Raw genomic sequence first — 18,507 nt, 5'->3', positions numbered from 1 at the left:
CCTTCAATCTTTTATAGCTTTTGTATTTTTATTTGCTATTTCTTTATCTGTCTTTTGGATCAAGCGCGTCGCGCAGACCATCACCTACGTAGTTAAAGCAGAACAGCGTAACTACCATGAATGCCGCTGGGAATGCTAGTTGCCAAATAGCAACTTCCATTGTTTGCGAGCCTTCTTGTAATAGCGCGCCCCAACTTGTCATAGGTTCTTGAACACCAAGACCAAGGAAAGATAAGAATGATTCAGTAAGGATCATGCTCGGAATAAGTAGCGTCGAGTAAACCGCAACAATACCCAATACGTTCGGTACGATATGACGTGTAATGATCTTCCATTTACTTACACCACATACGTGAGCAGCCTCGATGAATTCTTTGCTACGTAGACTCAACGTTTGACCACGTACGATTCGTGCCATATCGAGCCAAGCAATAGCACCGATAGCAACAAAGATAAGTACAATATTACGACCAAAGAATGTTACCAGTACGATCACAAGGAACATGAATGGTACTGCATACAAGATCTCTAGGATACGCATCATCACTCGGTCAGTACGACCGCCAATGAAACCTGAAGCTGCACCGTAAAGCGTACCAATCAGTACCGCTACAAATGCGCCCATCACACCAACCATAAGAGAAATACGGCCGCCGATCATCGTACGAACGTATAAGTCACGACCTAAACTGTCAGTACCAAACCAATGATCCGCATTTGGACCAACGTGCATTGCGTACCAATCGGTATCATCGTAAGCATGCTGCGCCAACATAGGTAAGAAGATTACCGATAGCACCATGATAATTAGAATGAACAGACTGATCATTGCCGCTTTGTTGCGCATAAAACGAATACGCGCATCCTGCCACAAACTACGACCTTCAATTTCCAAATTCTCAGAGAATTTTTCGATCGCTTCTAAGTTTTCTTTTTTCTTCAACATAACCATGCGTCCCTGTTAGTAGCGAATTTTCGGGTCAATAAGCGCTAGTAAAATATCAACGATAGCGTTGAACAAGATGAATAGGAAACCAATCAAAATGGTTACACCCATTACTAACGAGTAGTCACGGTTAAACGCGGCGTTAACAAACAGCTTACCGATCCCCGGCAGGCCGAAGATGGTTTCAACAACAACTGAACCTGTGATGATACCTACGAACGCAGGCCCCATATATGAAACAACAGGTAGCATTGCTGGCTTAAGCGCATGTTTAAGAACGATATAACGGTAACTTAGACCTTTAGCACGAGCAGTACGGATAAAGTTACTGTTTAGCGTTTCAATCATGCTACCGCGAGTGATACGAGCAAAGGTCGCTACATATAGAAGAGACATCGCAATAACAGGTAGCACGATGTACACGAAGGTGCCGCCATGCCAACCACCTGCTGGGAATATATTCCAGTGCAGGGAGAAAAGGTAAATAAGCGCTGGTGCCAACACGAAGGATGGCATCACCACCCCGAGCATGGCAGTCGACATTATGGTGTAGTCGACCCAGGTATTGTGCTTCAATGCGGCTATAGTACCGACGGTGACCCCCATAATTAGCGTAAAGATAAAGGCAACGAAGCCTACCTTCGCAGATACTGGAAGTGCTACAGCAATCAGCTCATTTACTGTGTAATCTTGATATTTGAAAGATGGACCAAAATCACCCTGAAGGATGTTGGTTAAGTACGTGGTGTACTGTTCAAATACTGGTTTATCTAAGCCGTATTTAGCTTCGATGTTAGCCATAACTTCTGGCGGTAATGGACGCTCGCTGGAAAACGGGTTACCCGGTGCGAAACGCATGAGAAAGAAAGATATAGTGATCAACACCAACATCGTTGGAATCGCTTCAAATATCCTTTTCATAATGAATTTAAGCATAAACTCACTCTTTCAGTCTGTGACAATTAAAATTAGAAAGACGCTACATGCGCGTGTTACGCATGTAGTGTCTGTATCGTTATAGTTATATTAACTTTTTAGAATCGAAGCTTATTGAGCCTTGATGTATAAGTCTTTCGAGAAGATCTTATCTTCCGCGTTGTTCGTAGGGAAGCCACCAACGTGCGGATTTAGTAGACGTGATTTCACGTATTGGTAGATAGGTGCGATAGGCATATCGTTAGCCATTAGCGCCTCAGCTTCAAGGTAAAGTGCTTTACGCTCTTCTTCTGAAGTAGAGTTCAATGCTTTATCAATGATTTGATCGTAAGCCGCGCTGTCGTAGTGAACACCACCGGTAGTGTTGTTACTCTTCATTAGCGTTAGGAATGACGACGCTTCATTGTAGTCACCACACCAACCAGCACGAGCTACTTCGAAGTCACCAGAATCTTTAGAAGATAGGTAAGTTTTCCACTCTTGGTTTTCAAGTGTAACTTTAAGACCCAGTGTTTTCTTCCACATAGAACCTAGTGCTACAGCAATCTTCTTGTGGTTTTCAGAAGTGTTGTAAAGTAGGTTGAAGTTTAGTGGATTGTCTTTGCCGTAACCCGCTTCTTCAAGAAGGCGTGCCGCTTCTACGTTACGTTCTTTTTGAGACATTGTACCGTACTGAGGAAGCTCAGGATCGAAGCCCGCTGTGATTTCAGGCGTCAGGAAATATGCTGGTTTTTGACCTTGCGCTAAGATAGCGCCAGTCACGATGTCACGGTCAATTGCGTAAGAGATAGCCTTACGTACGCGAACGTCATCAAATGGAGCTTTCTTCGTGTTGAAGATGTAGTAGTAAGTACACAAGTTACCCGCTACAGATACGTCTTCTGCGTGCTCTTTCTTAAGACGCTTGAAGTGCTCAGTTGGAAGTTCATTTGTGAAGTCGATTTCACCAGATAGGAAACGGTTCATTTCCGCAACTTGGTTTTCGATTGGTAGGAAGGTTACTTTGTTTAGAACAGTTTTGTCGTTGTTCCAGTATTGGTCGTTACGCTTTAGAACTAGACGTTCGTTAACAACCCACTTATCAACAGAGAATGCGCCGTTACCTACGAAGTTACCCGGCTTAGTCCATTGGTCACCGAATTTTTCAACAGTTGCCTTGTGTACTGGCTTCACTGTTGTGTGGCCCATCATCATGACGAAGTATGGTACCGCTGTTTCTAATTCAACAACAAGTGTGTTTGCATCTACAGCTTTAACGCCTAGCTCACTCTTGTCTTTCTTACCCGCTACGATGTCTTTCGCATTCACCATCTTGGTATATTCCATGTACCAAGCGTATGGAGAAGCAGTGGCAGGATCAACTGCACGTTGCCAGCTGTAAACGAAATCTTCAGCTGTTACAGGATCGCCGTTAGACCATTTTGCGTCTTTGCGTAGGTGGAAAGTGAATGTTTTGTTGTCTGTCGTTTCCCAGCTTTCGGCTACACCTGGGATTGTATTACCTTCGCCGTCTTGGTTCACTAGACCTTCTAGAAGATCACGAATTACGTGAGATTCTGGTACACCTTGAGATTTGTGTGGGTCGATAGTCGCAACTTCAGTACCGTTACCGCGAACAAGTTCCTGAACTTTTGCTAGTTCTGTGCCTGCTGGAACTTCAGCAGCGATAGAAAGAGTAGAAGTGGCAGCCACTGCCAAACCAGCACCTAGAAGAAGGGCCTGAGTGATTTTATTCTTGTACATTTAATAAACTCCAAGTTTTACGTATTGCATCCATGACTTCTTTGCTAAGTTCACTGAACGGCAGTGATTTAGATTTATTTAGCTCAAAATTTAAGCATAAAAATCTAAAACCTTACAAAGATTGAGGCACACACTATCAACCATTGAAGTAATTTGCCATAAACAAGTCGCAAAAAATCGGATAATTCTCCGAATTACTCAAGGTCACAGTGTAAATCTCTAATAAAAACCTAATGAATAGTTAATTACACATAGGAATTAATTAAAAAACAGCCTTTAGTGTTGATGTATCTGAATTGATACTTTTATTTAGCATCTTATGCTAGAACACTGTCGGCAAATTAACATTAATGCCACATAAAATCTAATTGCACATCACATATCCCCTAAATAGACTGCACTATTTGTGAGGATTATCACTTTATACAAAACAGCATAAAGCACTGCACCAAAACAGATTTGGAAATGCACCAACACAGACTAAATCACGCGTTGAATTCATATGCAACTTGACTGCTTAACCATTTATTAAAGAACCTTTTATTTATAAATCACTTTGTAGCACGCACAAAAAAACCGACGTCAAACGTCGGCTTTCTTACTATCTACGTCCCAATCTGAAATACGCTTTCACGTTAAGATCGAAACACGCTATGGAGTGGATTACTTCTTCCAACGCTCCGCTGCTTTCGCGTCGGAGTCTCGAGAGTCAACCCAACGAGTCGCTTCTGTCGTTCTTTCCTTTTTCCAAAACGGCGCTTTGGTTTTCAGAAAATCCATAACAAACTCACACGCTTCGAAGGCAGCGCCACGATGTGCACTGGATACACCAACGTAAACAATCTGGTCACCGATATCTAGGTCACCAACGCGGTGAATCACTCGCATCTTCTGGATAGGCCAGCGCGCTTCAGCTTGATCACAGATCTCACTCAGAGACTTCTCTGTCATACCCGGATAATGTTCTAGAGACAAACCAATCACGTTGTCGCCAAGGTTCATGTCGCGAACTTTACCTACAAACGTCACAACCGCTCCCGCAGCCGTACCTTGAGCTAAATAATCGTATTCGCCACCCACAGAAAAGTCTTCAGCAGTAACCAATACTCTTGGATCAATAACTCGAGAGTCATTCATGGCTAACCTCCAGTAACAGGTGGGAAGAAAGCCACTTCGTCGCCGTCTTTCACTTCAGTCGTCAAAGGTACGATTGATTGGTTGAGTGCTGCCAGCAGCTTGCCCTCTTCCAATGCGATATCCCATTTGCCTTCTTGTGTTACAAGGTGGCTGCGAATCGCTTCAATAGTATTGTATTGCGCATCGATCTCTAGGCTATCAACACCGACAAGTTCACGAGTTTGTGCAAAGAAAAGTACCGTAATCATGATTCCACCTTGAAGTGACCTGATTTACCACCCGTCTTCTCTAACAGGCGCACATTCTCGATAACAATGTCTTTCTGAACAGCTTTACACATATCGTAAATCGTTAGCGCGGCAACAGAAGCGGCCGTTAGCGCTTCCATTTCTACGCCTGTCTTACCTGCAAGCTTACATACCGATTCGATACGAACCTTGTTTTCAGACTCAATGGCTTCAAGTTGTACTTCTACTTTAGTGAGTAGCAAAGGGTGACACAGTGGAATCAAGTCCCACGTCTTCTTCGCTGCTTGGATACCAGCAATACGTGCCGTTGCGAAAACATCACCTTTATGGTGGCTGCCAGAAACAATCAGCTCTAGCGTTTCTGCTGACATTTGAACGAAAGCTTCTGCTCTCGCCTCACGTACTGTCTCTGCTTTAGCCGATACATCGACCATGTTCGCTTCGCCAGACGCGTTAATATGTGTAAATTGGCTCATGCTCAATCCACCTTATACAGAAAGATGTGGCATGAAGTTACAAGGACGGTGACTCGCATCCATCTGTTGCTTGATGATCTTAGTCCAACCGGTGCGGCATGCGCCTGTAGAGCCAGGCATCGCAAAGATAACCGTGTGGTTAGCAAAACCCGCAATCGCACGAGATTGAATCGTCGATGTACCAATCTCTTCGTAAGACACTTGACGGAATAGTTCACCAAAGCCTTCTACTTCTTTGTCGAATAGTGGCTTAAGTGCTTCAGGCGTGCTGTCACGAGATGTGAAGCCCGTACCGCCAGTGATCATAATCGCTTGAACGCTTTCGTCAGCAATCCACTTAGATACGATCGCACGGATCTTGTACATGTCATCGATAACGATTTGCTTATCAACCACGTTGTGGCCTGCTTCTTTAGCATGCTCAGCTAGGTAACCACCTGACGTGTCATTTTCTTCTGTACGAGTATCTGAAACGGTTAGTACTGCGATGTTTGCTGCTTGAAATTTGCTTTCTGCGTGACCCATTTGTTCACCTTTATAAATTTTTCAATGATTAGACTGATTCGCCCAGCTTAAAGAAGCTGAGCGATAAAATGCTTTAGAGTATATAGCGGGTTAACCGCCGATTGACGCCAAGTTTGGAGTCATGCCGCTGTTGCCATCGTGTAAGAAGTGGCTAACGGACTTGGTTTGAAGCTGAGCCTGAATTCGATCAATGAGCTCTTGCTCTTGTTGATCTTCTTGAATCAGATCTCTCAGTTCAACACCGTGGTCGCCAAACAGACATAGGTGAAGTTTACCGGTCGCAGAAACACGCAGTCGGTTACAACTCTCACAAAAGTCTTTCTCGTAAGGCATGATCAAACCGATTTCACCCTTGTAGTCTGGGTGGACAAACACTTGCGCGGGGCCATCATTAACGGCTTTGACTTTTAACAGCCAACCATTAGCAATAAGCTGGTTGCGGATCGCAACGCCAGACACATGGTGTTTATCGAACAACTCGTCCATCTCGCCGGTTTTCATCAGCTCGATAAAACGTAATTGAATAGGTTTGTCTTTGATCCAATTAAGGAAGGCTGGTAATTCCTGACTATTGAGGTCTTTCATCAATACGACGTTGACTTTGACTTGTTCAAAGCCAACCTCAAACGCTTTATCAATGCCTCGCATAACCTCTGTAAACTTATTCTCACCAGTGATCTGATGGAACATGCGCGAATCTAAGCTATCCACGCTCACGTTTATATGGGTTAAACCAGCATCACGCCATTGCCCTACTTGTTTCTCCATGCGGTAGCCATTCGTTGTCGTGGCTACTTTTTCGATGCCTGGAGTAGAAGCAACAGTATGTATGATTTCAGGAAAGTCTTTACGCAGGCTCGGCTCTCCGCCAGTAATGCGGATCTTAGAGGTGCCACAATCTGCAAACGCTTTCACAATACGTTTGATCTCGGGAACACTTAAAAAAGACGAGTTTTTTTGCCCTGACGGTTTATAACCATCTGGCAAGCAGTAAGTACATTTAAAGTTACAGACGTCTGTAACCGACAAGCGCAAGTAATAAAACTTGCGATGGAATCTATCTTCGAATTGTTGCGCCACGGAACACCTTTCCAAACACGGGAGGCATAATCATTTCCAATTAAGCCCTTGTGACAACATGTCACTGGCTCTTGATGCGTATCGGTACAGCAAATACCACTGTGCGACTTAGCATGCGAGAGCTCGGAGTTATGGCAACTGCACGTTATATTCACACGCACAGTAGCTGAGTAATAAAATACTTAATATTTGTACGTGAATCTAGCTCTGATGACAAAAAACGGGTCACATCGGCAAAAAAAACGTATCAAACCCTCAAAATAACTCTTGTTGAGTATCTGACGAGAAGCATTTAACCTAAATTATAGTTGGTAATAATCTAACAAGAACAAAAAATGAATATTTACTCTTCAAAGAAAGTCGTAGCAATCGGTGGAGGCCATGGCTTAGGTCGTATGCTAGCTGCATTAAAAGACTTTGGTAGCAATGCGACTGGCATTGTTGCAACAACAGATAACGGTGGTTCAACCGGACGAATTCGAGACTGCCAAGGTGGTATCGCTTGGGGAGATACTCGTAACTGTATCAACCAATTAATCACAGAACCTTCGATTAGCTCGATGATGTTTGAATATCGCTTTCGCGGTCAAGGTGAACTCGATGGTCACAACTTAGGTAACCTAATGCTAACGGCGTTAGACAACCTTTCCGTTCGCCCATTGGAAGCAATTAACCTAATTCGAAATATGCTCAAGGTCGATGTCAATATCGTCCCAATGACCGAGCACCCTTCTGATCTAACGGCTTTATCAATGGACGGTCGTTGGGTAACTGGCGAAACCAACGTTGATGACATGACAGAAAAGCTGCGCATGATGGACTTATCTCCAGAAGTACCGGCAACCAAAGAAGCTGTTGCTGCAGTTGAGCAAGCAGACTGCATTGTCCTTGGACCAGGAAGCTTTTTAACCAGTGTGATGCCCCCGCTGCTACTGCCAGAAATTGGCAAAGCAATCGCGGAAAATACCAAGGCAAAAGTTATCTTCGTTGAAAACCTTTCGCCAGAGCACGGCCCTGCAGGAAAAATGACGCTTCAAGAACAATTGGAGTGGTGTGAACGTACCTGTAAGGCAAGAAAAATAGACATTGTACTGGGCAATGAACCACACCCTGAATTAGAAGGGCAATGGAATTGTGTGACCACTGATCTTGCCTCTCCTAACCGAGATTGGCGACACGACCGTTTAAAACTCCAGCAAGCGATTAGGGATCAACTGGCTTAATGCTTGTCGCTTAGGCTAGACGACAGAGACCAGTAAAAACAAAAAAGGAGCATCATGCTCCTTTTTTAGTCTCTTTAATAACTAGCCGCTTTAGAGATCCGTCATCAACTGCTGATATTCAGTGTACGTTGATAACAGGAGCTCTTGCATATCTTGGAAATCAATCTCGGTTACAGGCAATGCTTGCTTCACTTTTGCGTCTAAGCTAATCGCAAAACTACACAAAGAGTCTGCGCCAAAACTTGCTGCGCTGCTCTTAAGTGCATGACTGATATCAGCCAAGTACTTAGAGGTATCCGACTCTTTATTTATCTCTAAGTGCTCGTAGTAGCCTTTCAACTCACCTAAAAAGATTTCCAGTAAAACCGGGACATTCTCTTGCCCAATTTCGCTGGCAAGCTCATCAACTTTTTGCTGATTTAATACTTTCGTCATTATTATTTTCTTATTGTTTGATGATTACTGCTTCGCATTCCACGTTTGCAACTTACGGTATATCGTCGATGGACTGACATCTAAGAAACCTGCCGCACGGGGGATGTTGCCATCACACGCTTTAATGGCTTGTTCGATAGCCGTTTTCTCAGTGATCCACAATGGGAAAATATCTTTTACCGTGATGTCTTCATTCTGCTTCTCTTTCAATCGCAGACTGTTTTCAATCGGTTGGTTCAACGGTGGTGGAAGCATGTTGAGAGTAATCTCTTTGCCGTTATTCAATACCACCACGTTTCGCAACACGTTTTGTAGCTGACGAACGTTACCCGGCCACTCATATTGATTAAAGCGATCAAGTACTTCCTGAGCAAAACGTACAAACGCCTTCCCCTCCTCGACCGACATATAGCCTAGCAGAGAATACGCGATCTCGATGACATCTTCACCACGCTCACGCAATGGCGGCAAGTGCAATGGAATCACGTATAAACGATAGTATAAATCTTCTCTAAAGCGACCTTCTTGTACTTCTTTCCAAGGGTCACGGTTGGTCGCACACACAAAACGAACGTCGACACTCTTCATCTTCGAAGAGCCGACTTTTTGGAAAGTACCGGTTTGGATAAAGCGCAGCAGCTTGGTTTGCAGCTCTAAGTCCATTTCGCACAGTTCATCAAGAAACAGTGTTCCACCATCAGCAAGCTCAGCAGCACCTTGGCGATCGGTCGCCGCACCGGTAAAGGCACCTTTAACGTGACCAAACAATTCACTTTCAATCAGATCTTTAGGGATAGCGGCACAGTTAATCGCGATGAAAGGCTTATCGCCACGCTTACTCGCCGCATGAATGGCTTCTGCACATACCTCTTTACCGGTACCACTTTCACCAGTAATGAAAATGCTCGCCTTACTCGATGCAGCAGAATCAATCGTTCGGTAAACCTGCTGCATGGTTTGGCTACTGCCGATAAAGCCTTGGTAATTTTGGTTTCCCGGGTGTTCCGAGCTATTTTTAAGCTTGGTGGCTTTGCGGATCGCGTTGTTCACCGTAATACGGAGTCGGTCGGCTTCACACGGTTTGATAAGGAAATCTTGAGAACCATGACGCATCGCTTCTACGGCGGTATCGATAGAGCCATGAGCCGTCATGAAGATAACCGGAACTTCAGGGTACTTCTGTTTTACAGCAAATAGCACGTCCATACCCGTCATATCAGGTAGACGTAGATCTAATAAAATAAGGTCTGGGATTCGATGATTCAAACTCTCGATTGCATCGCGGCCAGTGCCGACAATGTTGATATCAATTTCGAGCGGTGTAAGATACGAGCGATATAAAGCTGCTACCGAAGCGGTATCCTCTACCATCAACAAATACTTCGATTTGTTATCTAGCGTTTTTGATTGCATATCCTAGCCATTTATAATTTGCATTTCTTATTATAGTCGCATTCCGCTTTGCATTATGCAAATTAGCCACAATATTTGTAGTGTGTTTTTTTACTTACTTCAAACAATCAATGTTTTATCTATCTGGCACGAACGATGCTACGATATAGATGACCTTCGGGTCACCTAGCCAACTGACGTTGTTAGTGGACCGAGTGTTCACAAACGTAAGCCAGTAGAACATTTACTACTGGCTGTTTTTTTGTCTGAAACACTCTCAATTCTTGTGCTGAGAGGGATCACTTCTCGAGCGAAAAGTGAGATTAGCTGTTGGTAATAAACTGCTTTCTTAGCTGCTCAATTTCATCACGCTTCTGTGCGGCCAATTCAAATTCCAGATTCTGAGCATGCTGATACATCGCAGCTTCTAGCTTACTGATCTCTTTATCAAGCTGTTGCGGCGTAAGTACGGCATAACTTTCAGAAGGCTCAGCCACCTTAGATAAAGGAACTTGCTTCGATTGGCGCTGCTGCTTCGACTTGGTTAGATCACCCAATTCCATAATGTCTTTAATATTGCGTTTCAACGCTTGCGGCGTGATACCTTGCTCTTCGTTGTAGGCTTGCTGTTTCTCGCGACGACGATCGGTTTCATCAATCGCTTTTCTCATCGACTTAGTAATCGAATCACCATAAAGGATCGCTCTACCTTCCAAGTTACGCGCAGCACGACCAATGGTTTGAATCAGAGAACGCTCAGAACGTAAGAAGCCCTCTTTGTCTGCATCAAGAATCGCCACCAGCGACACTTCAGGCATATCCAAACCTTCACGAAGTAAGTTAATGCCCACTAACACGTCAAACTCGCCCAAACGTAGGTCTCTGATAATTTCTACGCGTTCAACGGTATCGATATCAGAGTGCAAGTAACGAACTTTAACGCCATGCTCACTCAGGTATTCAGTTAAGTCCTCTGCCATTCGCTTAGTTAGCGTCGTGACAAGTACACGCTCTTCTTTCACTGAACGTATTCTGATTTCAGACAAAAGGTCATCAACCTGAGTCGCGACTGGCCTTACTTCGATAATTGGGTCTAACAAACCAGTAGGACGCACCACTTGATCAGCAATCTCACCGTCTGATTTTTCGATTTCGTAATTGCCTGGCGTGGCCGACACAAAAATCGTTTGCGGGGCTATAGACTCAAATTCTTCAAACTTCATTGGACGGTTATCCAGTGCCGAAGGCAGACGGAAACCAAACTCAACTAGAGTTTCCTTACGAGAGCGGTCACCTTTATACATCGCACCAATTTGCGGCACGGTCACGTGTGACTCATCGATAATCAACAGACCATCATCAGGCAAGTAATCAAATAACGTCGGAGGCGCTTCCCCTTCAGCACGGCCACTCAAGTATCGTGAATAGTTTTCGATACCAGAACAGAAGCCAAGCTCGGTCATCATCTCGATATCAAACTGAGTTCTTTGAGAGATACGCTGTTCTTCTAGAAGCTTATTATTGTCTTTTAAATATTGAGCTCTATCACGCAACTCATCCTTAATCTTCTCAATCGCTTCAAGGATTTTCTCTCGTGGAGTTACATAGTGCGTTTTTGGATAAACCGTAAAGCGAGGCAGGTCTCTTTGCTTAACCGCACCAGTTAGTGGGTCAAAGATACTGATGCAATCCACTTCATCATCGAACATTTCAATTCGCACGGCATCTTGGTCAGATTCAGCCGGGAAGATATCAATCACTTCACCACGCACGCGAAACTGACCTCGTTCAAATGCGACGTCGTTTCTTGAATATTGTAGCTCCGCCAAACGGCGCAAAATATCACGCTGATCCATAACCTCACCACGACTCAAGTGAAGCATCATTTTCAAATACGATTTAGGATCACCAAGACCATAGATAGCCGATACAGAAGCTACAATGATGGCGTCTTTTCGCTCTAATAAGGCCTTGGTCGCCGAAAGTCTCATCTGCTCGATATGAGCATTCACCGACGCATCTTTCTCAATGAACGTATCTGTGGTTGGTACATACGCTTCAGGCTGGTAGTAATCGTAGTAAGAAACGAAGTATTCAACGGCATTATTTGGAAAGAATGACTTCATCTCACCATAAAGTTGAGCTGCCAACGTTTTGTTAGGCGCTAACAAGATTGCTGGTCTTTGAGATTGAGAAATGACATTGGCAAGCGTAAAGGTTTTACCTGAGCCCGTTACCCCTAATAGAGTTTGATGTGCTAAACCAGAATCTAGTCCATCTAATAATTTGGTAATTGCCGTCGGCTGGTCACCGGACGGACTGTAGTCCGATACCAAGTCAAAGAGTTTACTCATAGGTCGCCATTTCCATACTGTTTATTTAATCAGGTCATTGTCACTCTAGGAGGAGTGTCGTTGCAACTATTATCTAGAGAAATGCATCTTAAGATTAGATATCAGTTATAGCTTTTATTTTTGGAACTTGGTATTATCCGTGCCCCTGCAAGATCTCTTCAGCTAAATTACTCGATTTTTAATCCACTACTTTTCCCCAAAAAATCTAAAAATAGCACTTGTTTTACTGTTTATTTTATAATCTTAAAAAGTTATACAATCGTAATGTTTCGATATAAAACTTTTAAATACATCACGTTACCGCAGATTTTAACATTTTCAGATTTATCCCAATTATTGTTGTTAAAGTTTCACGCACATACTTATCCACAATTTTGGTGGATAACTAAAGCAAAGCTAAATCTGATAAGGCGTTCAAGAAAGTAAAGTTTTTTATCTTATTTTTTTCTGCTATTTTTTATTGACAGAAAATAGGAGTCTTATTAGAATTCGCGTCGCTAACAAGCAATTCCCCTTTAGTTCAGTTGGTAGAACGGCGGACTGTTAATCCGTATGTCGCAAGTTCAAGTCTTGCAAGGGGAGCCAAATTCAGAAAAAAGCTCAATCGAAAGATTGGGCTTTTTTCGTATATAACTGCGACTAACTTGTTCCAAGTTAATGTCACAAACCTAGCCGCCCGCGTTCAAGTCTCGACAAGGGGGCCAAATTTAAAGAAGCCGCATCACTCGATGCGGCTTTTTGCGTTTTAACGTACTCACTTCCCTAAAAGCCCTCTAAGCAACCGAGCAACAGCCTTGAGTTAGCAACAATCAATTGACTCAAAAGTTCGCTATTTACTTCAACCAATTTCGACCTTTTGGCCGAAGACAAAAGTGAAATCACTGAGTACTCAAATGATCAGACAAAGATCATTGTGATATACCGCTGCACGCTCACACCATCAAAATCTATGTCTATACTTACTGCAGCTTTGGTAATCAATCGATTACCTGATGTTTTTTTCACCAAGTGTCTAAATCCCTAGTGATCCTTGGTTGTTATTAGGTGAGCAAAACAGGATAATATCGGGATCGGAATCTCAAGAATTAATCCATTATGACCGAATACCTTTTGTTGTTGGTTGGCACAGTGCTAGTCAATAACTTTGTGCTAGTGAAGTTTTTAGGGCTATGTCCATTTATGGGCGTCTCCAAGAAGTTGGAGACTGCAATTGGCATGGGCCTCGCGACGACTTTCGTTCTGACGTTAGCGTCGGTATCTGCATACCTAGTCGAAACCTACATCCTTACCCCTCTGGGTATTGAATACTTGCGTACCATGAGCTTTATCTTGGTTATCGCGGTGGTTGTTCAATTTACGGAAATGGTCGTTCACAAAACCAGCCCTACCCTTTATCGCCTATTGGGTATCTTTCTGCCGCTTATCACCACCAACTGTGCGGTATTAGGTGTGGCACTTCTGAACATCAATGAAAACCACAACTTCATTCAGTCGATCATCTATGGTTTTGGCGCAGCGGTGGGTTTCTCTCTTGTATTGATCCTATTTGCTGCAATGCGTGAACGTATTGCGGTTGCTGATGTTCCAATGCCATTTAAAGGCGCATCGATTGCTATGATCACAGCTGGCCTAATGTCTCTGGCATTTATGGGCTTTACTGGGTTGGTGAAATAAGCATGAGTACCATTTTAATTGCGATCATTGCACTCGCCGCTTTAGCCGCTATTTTTGGCGCTATTTTGGGCTTTGCTTCTATCCGTTTTAAAGTTGAAGCCGATCCGATCGTTGATCAAATCGACACTATATTGCCGCAAACTCAGTGTGGCCAGTGTGGCTACCCTGGTTGTCGCCCATACGCAGAGGCGATCGCGAACGGAGATAAGATCAACAAGTGTCCTCCAGGCGGCCAAGCAACCATTGAGAAGCTCGCAGACTTAATGGGCGTAGAAGTTGAAGACTCCGCTCATGACTTAGATAACAAAGTAAAAACCGTTGCCTTCATTCATGAAGATATGTGTATCGGCTGTACCAAGTGTATTCAAGCCTGCCCTGTTGACGCCATTGTTGGTGGCACCAAGGCACTCCACACAGTAATCAAAGATGAATGTACAGGTTGTGATCTATGTGTCGCACCGTGCCCTACTGACTGTATCGAAATGATTCCAGTGGCAACAACGACTGAAAATTGGAAATGGCAGATGAACATCATTCCTGTTACTGATATCACTAACCAAGCAACTGATGCGACCGCGTCAGAGCCTAAGGCATAGGGTTAGTATGATCTCTTTAATTGAACAAATTCGCACGGGCTCTATTTGGAACTTCCCGGGCGGTGTGCACCCTGCTGAAAACAAGAAACAGTCGAATACTACTGACATCGTGCATGCAAGGCTCCCAGAAGAAATCGTTCTTCCAGTGAAACAGCATATAGGTAAGCCTGGTAACTTATTGGTTGCTGTCGGTGATGCCGTACTCAAAGGTCAGCAACTGACGGCCTTAGAGACTGGTTTTACTTTGCCAGTACATGCACCAACATCGGGTGTGATTACCGCTATCGAACCACGAACCACCGCTCACCCTTCAGGCTTGAGCGACGTGTGCGTGGTTATTAAACCTGATGGCTTAGACGCTTGGATTGAAAAAAATCCAGTTGAAGATTTCTCGACAAAGACCTCTGACGAACTGCTTGATGTGATTCGCCAAGCTGGTATTTCAGGCATGGGCGGCGCAGGCTTCCCTACGGCTAAGAAACTTCAATCAGGCCTTGGTCGTACTGACATTTTGATCGTCAATGCTGCGGAATGTGAACCTTACATCACCTCTGATGACAAGTTGCTTCAAGAACATGCCGACGAAGTATTAAAAGGCATCGAAGTGGTTGAACACATTCTTCAACCAAAGCTGACGGTTATCGGCATTGAAGACAACAAACCAGACGCGATAAAAGCACTTGAGATTGCAGCGAAAGACAAAGATATCGTCATTCGTGTTATCCCAACTAAATACCCTTCAGGTGGTGAGAAACAGCTGATAAAGATCCTTACTAATAAAGAGGTTCCGGCTGGCGGCATCCCTGCAGACATTGGTGTTTTGGTTCAGAACGTCGGCTCTCTTTACTCGATTAAGCGAGCGGTAATTGACGGCGAACCTGTGGTTAACCGCGTTGTGACATTAACCGGTAAAACCTTTAAGCAACCTCGTAATGTTTGGGCGCTATTAGGCACACCAGTACATGAGTTACTTGAAGAGTTTGGCTACAAAGCCGATAAAAAGCTTCCGCGTTTGATTTTGGGTGGCCCTATGATGGGCTTCACCTTGCCACATGCCAATGTGCCAATCACTAAAACGTCGAACTGTATTTTGGCACCAACGCGTCGTGAGATCTCTCCAAGCACTTACGAGATGGAATGTATTCGTTGTAGCGCGTGTGCCGAGGCTTGCCCCGCATCACTTCTTCCTCAACAACTGCAATGGCATGCGAAAGCCAACGAGTTGGATAAGTGTGAAGAACTGAATATTAAAGACTGTATTGAATGCGGTGCTTGTGCATTTGTCTGCCCAAGTGAAATTCCTCTTGTTCAGTACTATCGCCAAGCAAAAGCTGAGATCAAAACTCGAAAAGATGAAGCCGCTGCAGCAGAGCGCGCCAAGATTCGTTTCGAAGAGAAAAACGCTCGTATGGAGCGCGACAAAGCAGAACGTGAAAACCGCTTTAAGAAAGCAGCTGACAACCGTCGTAAAGACATGAAATCAGCCGACGGTGACGATGCAATTGCTGCGGCGATTGCGCGTGTTAAGGCACAAAAAGCGACAGCAGACCAAGCTCCTAATGCGGAACCAGCGGTGAAACCTGCGGTTGCGGCTGCGATTGCCAAGGCAAAAGCAAAACAAGCTGCGGCTCAGAAAGCGGATAGCGCTGAACCAGACAATTCTGAAATGTCGAAACTGCGTGAAGAACGTAAACGACAAGCTCGAGAGCGCAAGGCACAACAAGCAGCAACTGATGCTCCTGCAGAAAGCTCTGGTGATGGCAAAAAAGACGCTGTTGCTGCAGCTATCGCTCGTGCTAAAGCGAAGAAAGCTCAACAAGCAGAATCGGCTTCTGACGCTCCGGCTGAAAGTACTGGCGATGCCAAGAAAGATGCTGTCGCTGCGGCCATTGCTCGTGCTAAAGCCAAGAAGGCTCAGCAGGCAGAATCTGCTTCTGAAGCTCCGGTTGAAAAATCAGGTGACGCTAAGAAAGATGCTGTCGCTGCTGCAATAGCTCGTGCTAAAGCCAAGAAGGCTCAACAAGCTGAATCAGCTGCTCAAACCGAAAGTGAAGCTCCAGCTAAAAGCTCTGGCGATGCCAAGAAAGATGCTGTCGCTGCGGCTATTGCTCGCGCTAAAGCCAAGAAGGCTCAACAAGCTGAATCTTCTACTCCAACAGCAAGCGAAGCTCCGGTTAAAAGTTCTGGCGATGCTAAGAAAGATGCTGTCGCTGCGGCCATTGCTCGCGCTAAAGCAAAGAAAGCACAACAAGCTGAATCTTCTACTCAAACAGAAAGCGAAGCTTCAGCTGAAAGCTCTGGTGATTCCAAAAAAGATGCAGTCGCTGCCGCTATTGCTCGCACCAAAGCGAAGAAAGCACAGCAAGCTAAGCAGGTCGAAGCAGAAGCAATCGCTCCTGAAGTAGAAGTGGAAGTGGAAGCTGAAATTCAATCAGAACCAGTGGATCCTAAAAAAGCTGCCGTTGCCGCGGCAATAGCTCGCGCTAAAGCAAGAAAGGCACAACAAGCGAAACAGGAAGAGTCAGCAGAAACACCTGAATCTGTGGTTGAACCTGTAGTTGAATTAAAGGCTGAAACTCAACAAGAACCAGTCGATCCTAAAAAAGCAGCGGTTGCTGCAGCGATTGCTCGTGCTAAAGCAAGAAAGGCGCAGCAAGAGCAAGACAAAAAGAATAATGAGGAGAAAGAGTAGTGGCCTTCTTTATCGCCAGCTCACCGCACGCGCACAATCGTAGAAGCACCCCTGATCTCATGAAATGGGTCGCTATTTGTGCATTGCCAGGTCTACTAGCTCAAACCTACTTCTTTGGATGGGGTACGCTCATCCAGTTAGTATTTGCTATTGCACTTGCTGTTACCTTTGAAGCCGCTGTAATGCTGCTAAGAAAACGCCCGCCAGTGATGGCATTGCGTGATTACAGTGCGGTTGTGACCGCTTGGCTACTCAGTGTCGCTATTCCCCCACACTCTCCGTGGTGGATTCTCGTCATCGGTATGTTCTTCGCGATTGTCATCGCGAAGCACCTTTATGGCGGCCTTGGGCAAAACCCATTTAACCCTGCGATGGTGGCTTACGTTGTTTTGCTGATCTCATTCCCAGTTCAAATGACCAGCTGGAATGCGCCGACCAGTTTAACTGCTGAAGCTACGAGCTTTGTTGACTCCTTCTTGATGATCTTTACTGGTTTCAATAATGAAGGCTTGTCTTTACAACAAGCACGCCTTGGTATTGATGGCACCACTATGGCGACGCCACTCGATGCCTTCAAAACCGCACTAACGGCAGGTAACACGGCTTCTGAAGCTCTGTCTCAACCTCAATTTAGCTGGTTAGCTGGCGTGGGTTGGGAATGGGTAAACCTTGCTTACCTTGTTGGTGGCCTAGTGTTGATTAAGCAACGTGTGATTCAATGGCATATTCCGGTAGCTTTCATCGGCAGCCTTGCGCTGTTTAGCCTGGTATTCTTAATCTTAACTCCAGGTGAAACCGCTTCGCCAACCATTCACCTATTGTCTGGCGCAACCATGCTTGGTGCATTCTTCATTGCAACCGATCCGGTTTCCGCCTCGACGACAGTGAAAGGTCGCTTGGTATTTGGCGCTCTGATTGGCGGGTTAGTCTTTATTATCCGCAGTTGGGGTGGCTTCCCTGATGGCGTGGCGTTTGCTGTATTGTTAGCCAACATGTGTGTTCCACTGATTGACTACTACACCAAACCTCGTACATACGGCCACTAAGGAG

Annotated in this window: 16 protein-coding genes, 1 tRNA gene and 1 riboswitch; of the genes, 6 read left to right on the top strand and 11 right to left on the bottom strand. The window is 44.7% G+C overall.

The annotated features are described in order from the left end of the window. Positions 1-43: 43 nt before the first annotated feature. From oppC to moaA, 8 genes are all read right to left on the bottom strand, one after another. Positions 44-946, bottom strand: coding sequence for an oligopeptide ABC transporter permease OppC (gene oppC / locus ACED60_RS05200; protein ID WP_009848636.1), 903 nt, complete (start codon positions 944-946; stop codon positions 44-46). A 15-nt stretch (positions 947-961) separates the two neighbouring features. After that, positions 962-1,882, bottom strand: coding sequence for an oligopeptide ABC transporter permease OppB (oppB, locus tag ACED60_RS05195; RefSeq protein ID WP_009848637.1), 921 nt, complete (start codon positions 1,880-1,882; stop codon positions 962-964). Between the two features lie 111 nt (positions 1,883-1,993). Next, positions 1,994-3,625: an ABC transporter substrate-binding protein gene (locus ACED60_RS05190; protein WP_371727072.1), complete on the bottom strand. Its 1,632-nt coding sequence runs from the start codon at positions 3,623-3,625 to the stop codon at positions 1,994-1,996. 663 nt (positions 3,626-4,288) lie between these two features. After that, a complete protein-coding gene (gene moaE, locus ACED60_RS05185) occupies positions 4,289-4,762 on the bottom strand; it encodes a molybdopterin synthase catalytic subunit MoaE (protein ID WP_004734024.1) in 474 nt (157 codons plus the stop codon). A gap of 2 nt (positions 4,763-4,764) precedes the next feature. After that, positions 4,765-5,010 carry a molybdopterin synthase sulfur carrier subunit gene (moaD, locus tag ACED60_RS05180; RefSeq protein ID WP_004734025.1) on the bottom strand — a complete coding sequence of 82 codons (246 nt, stop codon included), beginning with the start codon at positions 5,008-5,010 and terminating at the stop codon, positions 4,765-4,767. After that, entirely contained in the window at positions 5,007-5,486 is a 480-nt protein-coding gene (gene moaC, locus ACED60_RS05175) for a cyclic pyranopterin monophosphate synthase MoaC (protein ID WP_004734026.1), read from the bottom strand. The genes moaD and moaC overlap by 4 nt, the downstream gene beginning before the upstream one ends. A gap of 12 nt (positions 5,487-5,498) precedes the next feature. Then, positions 5,499-6,011 carry a molybdenum cofactor biosynthesis protein B gene (gene moaB / locus ACED60_RS05170; RefSeq protein WP_004734027.1) on the bottom strand — a complete coding sequence of 171 codons (513 nt, stop codon included), beginning with the start codon at positions 6,009-6,011 and terminating at the stop codon, positions 5,499-5,501. A 90-nt stretch (positions 6,012-6,101) separates the two neighbouring features. Then, positions 6,102-7,091, bottom strand: a complete 990-nt coding sequence (gene moaA, locus ACED60_RS05165) for a GTP 3',8-cyclase MoaA (RefSeq protein WP_026012219.1) — start codon at positions 7,089-7,091, stop codon at positions 6,102-6,104. Continuing rightward, positions 7,080-7,232: riboswitch (molybdenum cofactor riboswitch) on the bottom strand. (Overlaps the previous gene by 12 nt.) 194 nt (positions 7,233-7,426) lie before the next feature. Here moaA and ACED60_RS05160 point away from each other — a divergent pair. Further along, positions 7,427-8,314 carry a YvcK family protein gene (locus ACED60_RS05160; RefSeq protein WP_017092489.1) on the top strand — a complete coding sequence of 296 codons (888 nt, stop codon included), beginning with the start codon at positions 7,427-7,429 and terminating at the stop codon, positions 8,312-8,314. A gap of 90 nt (positions 8,315-8,404) precedes the next feature. Here ACED60_RS05160 and luxU read toward each other — a convergent pair whose 3' ends face one another. The 3 genes from luxU to uvrB form a co-directional block, all read right to left on the bottom strand. After that, positions 8,405-8,749, bottom strand: a complete 345-nt coding sequence (gene luxU / locus ACED60_RS05155; RefSeq protein WP_371727071.1) for a quorum-sensing phosphorelay protein LuxU — start codon at positions 8,747-8,749, stop codon at positions 8,405-8,407. A gap of 24 nt (positions 8,750-8,773) precedes the next feature. Next, a complete protein-coding gene (gene luxO / locus ACED60_RS05150) occupies positions 8,774-10,162 on the bottom strand; it encodes a quorum-sensing sigma-54 dependent transcriptional regulator LuxO (protein WP_004734031.1) in 1,389 nt (462 codons plus the stop codon). 302 nt (positions 10,163-10,464) lie between these two features. Next, entirely contained in the window at positions 10,465-12,495 is a 2,031-nt protein-coding gene (uvrB, locus tag ACED60_RS05145) for an excinuclease ABC subunit UvrB (protein ID WP_135381343.1), read from the bottom strand. A 509-nt stretch (positions 12,496-13,004) separates the two neighbouring features. On the opposite strand from uvrB, the gene ACED60_RS05140 reads away from it, so the two are divergent. From ACED60_RS05140 to rsxD, 5 genes are all read left to right on the top strand, one after another. Then, positions 13,005-13,080: transfer RNA gene (locus ACED60_RS05140), tRNA-Asn, on the top strand. 510 nt (positions 13,081-13,590) lie between these two features. Continuing rightward, positions 13,591-14,169 (top strand): electron transport complex subunit RsxA, encoded by a 579-nt coding sequence (gene rsxA / locus ACED60_RS05135; protein ID WP_004734039.1) that lies wholly within the window; start codon positions 13,591-13,593, stop codon positions 14,167-14,169. A 2-nt stretch (positions 14,170-14,171) separates the two neighbouring features. After that, positions 14,172-14,765: an electron transport complex subunit RsxB gene (gene rsxB / locus ACED60_RS05130; protein WP_009848647.1), complete on the top strand. Its 594-nt coding sequence runs from the start codon at positions 14,172-14,174 to the stop codon at positions 14,763-14,765. Between the two features lie 7 nt (positions 14,766-14,772). Next, positions 14,773-17,457 carry an electron transport complex subunit RsxC gene (rsxC, locus tag ACED60_RS05125; RefSeq protein ID WP_371727070.1) on the top strand — a complete coding sequence of 895 codons (2,685 nt, stop codon included), beginning with the start codon at positions 14,773-14,775 and terminating at the stop codon, positions 17,455-17,457. Continuing rightward, the gene (gene rsxD, locus ACED60_RS05120; RefSeq protein WP_004734042.1) at positions 17,457-18,503 is read left to right on the top strand and encodes an electron transport complex subunit RsxD; all 1,047 of its coding nucleotides are present in this window, start codon (positions 17,457-17,459) and stop codon (positions 18,501-18,503) included. The genes rsxC and rsxD overlap by 1 nt, the downstream gene beginning before the upstream one ends. Positions 18,504-18,507 lie beyond the last annotated feature (4 nt).

This window comes from Vibrio sp. 1F279 (genome assembly GCF_041439815.1).
In the GTDB taxonomy this organism is placed as follows: domain Bacteria; phylum Pseudomonadota; class Gammaproteobacteria; order Enterobacterales; family Vibrionaceae; genus Vibrio; species Vibrio tasmaniensis_A.
Note: the sequence above shows the minus strand (reverse complement) of the source record. Positions and strands in the feature narration are given on the sequence as shown.

Coding starts and splice junctions, on each gene's coding strand:
- rsxA (WP_004734039.1), top strand. CDS start 13,591: ATGACCGAATACCTTTTGTTGTTGGTTGGCACAGTGCTAGTCAATAAC.
- oppB (WP_009848637.1), bottom strand. CDS start 1,882: ATGCTTAAATTCATTATGAAAAGGATATTTGAAGCGATTCCAACGATG.
- rsxC (WP_371727070.1), top strand. CDS start 14,773: ATGATCTCTTTAATTGAACAAATTCGCACGGGCTCTATTTGGAACTTC.
- rsxB (WP_009848647.1), top strand. CDS start 14,172: ATGAGTACCATTTTAATTGCGATCATTGCACTCGCCGCTTTAGCCGCT.
- uvrB (WP_135381343.1), bottom strand. CDS start 12,495: ATGAGTAAACTCTTTGACTTGGTATCGGACTACAGTCCGTCCGGTGAC.
- moaD (WP_004734025.1), bottom strand. CDS start 5,010: ATGATTACGGTACTTTTCTTTGCACAAACTCGTGAACTTGTCGGTGTT.
- luxO (WP_004734031.1), bottom strand. CDS start 10,162: ATGCAATCAAAAACGCTAGATAACAAATCGAAGTATTTGTTGATGGTA.
- oppC (WP_009848636.1), bottom strand. CDS start 946: ATGTTGAAGAAAAAAGAAAACTTAGAAGCGATCGAAAAATTCTCTGAG.
- ACED60_RS05160 (WP_017092489.1), top strand. CDS start 7,427: ATGAATATTTACTCTTCAAAGAAAGTCGTAGCAATCGGTGGAGGCCAT.
- moaB (WP_004734027.1), bottom strand. CDS start 6,011: ATGGGTCACGCAGAAAGCAAATTTCAAGCAGCAAACATCGCAGTACTA.
- luxU (WP_371727071.1), bottom strand. CDS start 8,749: ATGACGAAAGTATTAAATCAGCAAAAAGTTGATGAGCTTGCCAGCGAA.
- moaE (WP_004734024.1), bottom strand. CDS start 4,762: ATGAATGACTCTCGAGTTATTGATCCAAGAGTATTGGTTACTGCTGAA.
- ACED60_RS05190 (WP_371727072.1), bottom strand. CDS start 3,625: ATGTACAAGAATAAAATCACTCAGGCCCTTCTTCTAGGTGCTGGTTTG.
- moaC (WP_004734026.1), bottom strand. CDS start 5,486: ATGAGCCAATTTACACATATTAACGCGTCTGGCGAAGCGAACATGGTC.